This window comes from Streptomyces sp. NPDC104309, from assembly GCF_055584025.1.
In genome coordinates this window covers 1-4,502 of record NZ_JBVJMV010000118.1, presented here as the reverse complement: position 1 = coordinate 4,502, position 4,502 = coordinate 1, and the positions used below count along the sequence as shown (strand labels likewise).

Sequence of the window (4,502 nt, the reverse complement as noted above, 5' to 3'; positions counted from 1 at the left end):
GCATACATCCAGTATGCGGACGTCCCTCCGCCTTGCGATGCACCGCATCTGACGCCGCGCGCTGATCCACCACGGATTGCGGGACAGCCCTTAGCCCACCCGCCGCGGCGGCGAGGCGCGGCGGCGGGTGGACTGACCGGTCGGGCGACGGTCAGGCGGCGCAGTCGTACTGCTTGGTCAGGTTCTCCACGGCCTCGAGGAGCACGGTGCGCGAGTCCTTCATCAGCGACGCGTGGTTCCAGTCCCGTCCGACGAGGGCAACCGGTGAGATCTTGAGGGTGACCCTGATGTACTGCGCGTCGGGCCGCTTCATCTTCTTCGCGCACCCGTCCGGCAGCTGGACCTCGCTCTGCCGCTGGCCCACCCAGCCCGTGAGGCCATCCCCGATGTAGGTGGCGCCCTCCGGGGGATCGTTCAGCGTATTGGTGGACATCACGTCCAGGGTGTACTGGAGCCGCATGCTGCTCCTGTCCTCAGCGTTCTTCCGATTGACGAAGCAGGTTGTGGAGAAGATCGGGTCCGCCGGCTTGGTCGCGGATCCCGAGCTCTTCGGGATGAACTCGTCGACCAGGACGGCCCCGCCCTTGCCGTCCTGGAGCAGGCCCGCGGTCTGCTCCGTCAGCATGCCCAGGCACAGGTTCTGCTTGCGCAGCTTCTTGAGCTCCGTCGGCCAGAGGTTGAGCGTCGTGACGACCGCTGCCGCGACGACGAGCACGGCGGGCAGGACCAGGTACTTCTTGTTCATGGCTACGGTTGTCCCATCTTCTTTTGGGCGTCCTCGATGCCGTACTGGTACCAGTTCTCGGCAGTCGCCTGGAGATGGTCCTCGTACTCGCCCGGGCTCGCGTCCAGCTCCTCCTTCGTGAGGCCCTTCTTCATCGCCATCTTGCGCATCATGGCGTCCATCTGGTTCTCGCCGTTCTCGAAGTGGTCGACCATGTTCTTGCGGGTCTCCGCGTCGACCTTGGCGTTGAGATCGTTCATGTACGCGGCCGTGCCGACGTCGACCGAGCGCTGGATCGCGTCGCCGACGACGGGGATGGCCGTCAGGGGTGTGCCGATGGCGTGGTAGTTCATCATCTTGTTCCAGCCGTTGGTGTCCTTCTCCGCCTGGCCGAGGTCGTAGATGACGTCGCCGCGCACGCCGTCGAGGTGGCCGAGCACCGACGCGGACTGCTTGACCCAGGCGCGCAGCCCCTCGTCCTCTTTACGGAACGAGTCCGCCGGGTAGCCGTTCATCCCCTCGGCGATCACCACGCTCTGCGAGTGGTGCATGACACCGAACGCCTTGGGATCTTCGGCGGCGCCGCGCATGATGCGGAGGAGGTCGCCCCGCTTGATCTCGAGGTCGTTGTAGTCGGTGGGCCCGTCCATCTTCTTGCCGAGGATCTGGTGCACGTCCGAGGCGTAGTCCCCGATCATGTTGCCCACGCTCGTGCGCATGGACAGGGGCACGGAGCTCTGGTTCTTCGGCGCGTCCTCGCCGCTGTACTCCTTGACGATCCGCTCGAAGACCGCGGTCTCCGCGCCGTCGTGGTGGGTGCGGACGGCGTGCAGCGGGCTGCCCGGCTCGCGGCCGGTGGCCGCGGCCTCCAGAGCGGCGCCGAACTCGGTGCGGGCCGAGGTCTGCTTCAGGTCGTCGGGCATCTTGTCCTCGACGGCGCCGCCCGGCCAGTCGCGGTCCTCCAGGAAGTACTTGAGGTTGTCCGTGGTGTTCGGGTCGAAGTAGCTGGTGGCCGCGGAGGGGTTGCGGCTCATGGCGTTCAGCAGGCCCTTCATCGGGTCCTCCTGCGTTCCCTGCCAGTTCTTCATGACGCCGTCGTAGGCGTCGTCGTTGTCCGTCTCCCACTCGCGAATGGTGTCGCCGACCTCGGTCAGGAAGGCCTCGCTGTAGACCGGGTCGCCCTTGTCCTTGTCGTACGGGGAGGCTTTCTCGTCCTCCGGGTCGTACAGGGCGTCGCCGGCGTCGGCGGCCATCAGGTCCGTGAGGTTCTTCAGGGTCGCGGCGCCGCCCCCGATGGCCCCGGGGTGGCGCATGGGGAGGCCGTTGCCGTCGCGGGCCGTGATGATGAGCTTCTCGGTCCAGGCCGAGGTGACACCACCGGGGGAACCGATCGAGGAGTCGGGTCCGGTGGCGGTGGCAAGGGAGCCGGACAGTGCCTTGTAGAGGCGGGCGTCGGTGCTGGAGAGCTGGCCGTCGAGGCCGCCCGACTCCAGGCTGCTGGCGAGCAGCAGCACGGCCTCCTGCTGGTCGCGGCCCCGGTAGCTGAGGTTCGTCATCAGCTGCTCGGCGAAGGCCGGCGAGTCCTTGCCTTCCTCGGCGAGCGTGAGAAGCCGCTCGCGCTCGTTGCCGTCGAGGTGTTCCCAGCGGGCGTAGAGCTTGGCGGCCTCGCGACCGTTCTTCGCCTGCTGCTGCTCCTCGGCACGCATCCTCTCGGCGTCGGCGATACCACTGAGGTCGGTGCTGCCGAAGTCGTTGGGGTGGTTACGAATCAGTGCCCGCAGTCCCCAGGCGCAGAGCTCATCGGCTTCGTCGGCGCGTTTCAGGATTCCGTCGATCTTGCCGCGCAACGCCTCGAACTGGGCCTCGGTGGCGAGGGGTTCGGTGCTGTCCTTGGAGCGGCGGTCGGGGTGTACCCGATGGCTGAGAACGCCGTTGGGGTAGATGACGATGCCCGGCGGGGGGTTCTCGTACGTGTGCTTGAGGTCGTCCTGGGCCGACTTGAAGAGGGTGTGGGCGTCCTTGAGGAGGTCACGTATGGACTCGGCCTCGATGACGGCGTCACTGAATTCCTTGGCGGTCTTGGTGACGAACTCCTTGGTGACGGTGGCGTTCTCGCCCTTCCAGCTGGACTTGTCGGCCTTGGTCTTCATGGCCGAGGCGTCGGTCTGGAGGGGGGAGGTCAGCTTGCCGATCATCTCGGTCCACTGGGTCACCGCGGTGTCGAGCGGGCCGAGCCGGACGGTGAGGAGCTGCTCGAAGGTGGGCACGATGGCGGCTCCTTACTGGAAGTACTTGCTGATCTGCGAGGTGGGAACGGCCCCGTCTGCTCCTGGGGCGACGGGTCCGACGATGCGCAGCTGCGTCTCGATCCACTCGTCGTCGGCCTTTTTCGAGGCCTTCGTGTAGTCGAGGTGGTTGGAGATATGGGCGCACGCCTGAAGGAGGGTCTTCACCTGCGTCTCCCAGGTCCCGATCACTTCCGTGAACGCCGCGCCGGTGTCGAACCCGTCGCCCTTGAGGCTCGTACCAGCGGTCTCACTCGCCACCTTCGCGTGCCTACCGGTCGACTCGAGGCCGTTGAACAGGTCGAATGCTGCGTGGCCGATGTCCCCCAGCTCGTCGTCCGAGACCACGTAGTCGGCCGATCCCTTCGCCGGCCCGGAACTGCCGGTTCCGCTGACCTGGTTCAGCCTCATCGCGGCGGCGGCCTTCAGCTCGCCCCATTCCTCTTCGAACGACATGATCCATACCCCGTGTACTCATAGATAGCCGCCTCGCGCGCCACGATACCCGCGTGATCAAACGATTCGTCACCAACGGGTCTTCGGCTTCCTGGGAAGGCGCCGAAGCTCCGTTGAGGTAACGGTCCCCGCAACTCGCCTTGAGTTCTAGCGATCGTCGCAACACCCCAGCTCAAGGGGTGCGATGTTCGAGATCCGCAAGGCCCGGACGGTGGCTCAGGGCCGCAGGAAGCTGACCCGTGAGCGGGAGGATTACTCCGGCTCGTGCAGCAAGGCGTGAGTTACGTGGAGGCCGCCAAGGCCGTCGGCATCAACCTCCGCACGGGAAAGCGATGGCGTAACGGCCGGAACCCTTCCGGCCGACAGAAGGCGGCAGCACCGGCCAGACCGGTGGTGCCGCCTTCTGGTGCGTCCCGGTACCTGCGTGAAGCCGACCGGATCTACATCGCCGACCGGCTTCTGGAGAAGGCGACAGTCCGGGCGATCTCCGCCGAACTGGGCCGCAGCCCCTCCACCGTCAGCCGGGAGATCCGCCGCAACCGGCACCCCGTCAACGGCCAGTACCGCCCCTTCGCCGCCCAGGCCCGCGCGGACGACCGCCGTCCCCGCCTCAAGCCCCGGAAGATCAGCCAGAACCCCGAGCTGCGGGCCGCCGTCCAGGCGGGACTTGACGAGCGGTGGAGCCCGGAACAGATCTGTAACGCTCTGCACAGACAGTTCCCCGACCGGCCGGAGATGCACGTGGTCCACGAAACCGTCTACCAGGCCCTCTACGTGCAAGGACGCGGAGCCCTGCGCCGGGAGCTGGCCGGCGCTCTGCGCACCGGACGCGCCCGCCGCAAGCCCCACCGCCAGGCCAACTGCCGGCAGCCACGCTTCACCGACCCCATGGTCATGATCAGCGACCGCCCGGCTGAAGCGGACGACCGGGCCGTGCCCGGCCACTGGGAAGGCGACCGTGCGACACGAAGCCGCACGAATTTGAGTGGACTGACCGATTGGAGAGGCAGTTGATGAAGCTGTAGGTGCAGTCACGG

At 66.9% G+C, this 4,502-nt stretch carries 3 protein-coding genes and 1 pseudogene; 1 reads left to right on the top strand and 3 read right to left on the bottom strand.

Annotated elements, in window-relative coordinates; translation table 11 throughout:
- Positions 1-151 precede the first annotated feature (151 nt).
- From ACZ68L_RS46620 to ACZ68L_RS46610, 3 genes are read right to left on the bottom strand one after another with little or no spacing between them, the layout of a single operon-like run.
- A complete protein-coding gene (locus ACZ68L_RS46620; protein WP_469590960.1) occupies positions 152-745 on the bottom strand; it encodes a hypothetical protein in 594 nt (197 codons plus the stop codon).
- A 2-nt stretch (positions 746-747) separates the two neighbouring features.
- Positions 748-2,991, bottom strand: coding sequence for a DUF6571 family protein (locus ACZ68L_RS46615; RefSeq protein WP_469590958.1), 2,244 nt, complete (start codon positions 2,989-2,991; stop codon positions 748-750).
- Between the two features lie 12 nt (positions 2,992-3,003).
- A complete protein-coding gene (locus ACZ68L_RS46610; RefSeq protein ID WP_469590956.1) occupies positions 3,004-3,465 on the bottom strand; it encodes a hypothetical protein in 462 nt (153 codons plus the stop codon).
- Positions 3,466-3,649: 184 nt separating this feature from the next.
- Here ACZ68L_RS46610 and ACZ68L_RS46605 point away from each other — a divergent pair.
- Positions 3,650-4,422, top strand: a pseudogene (locus ACZ68L_RS46605) (IS30 family transposase); the annotation flags it as partial.
- Positions 4,423-4,502 lie beyond the last annotated feature (80 nt).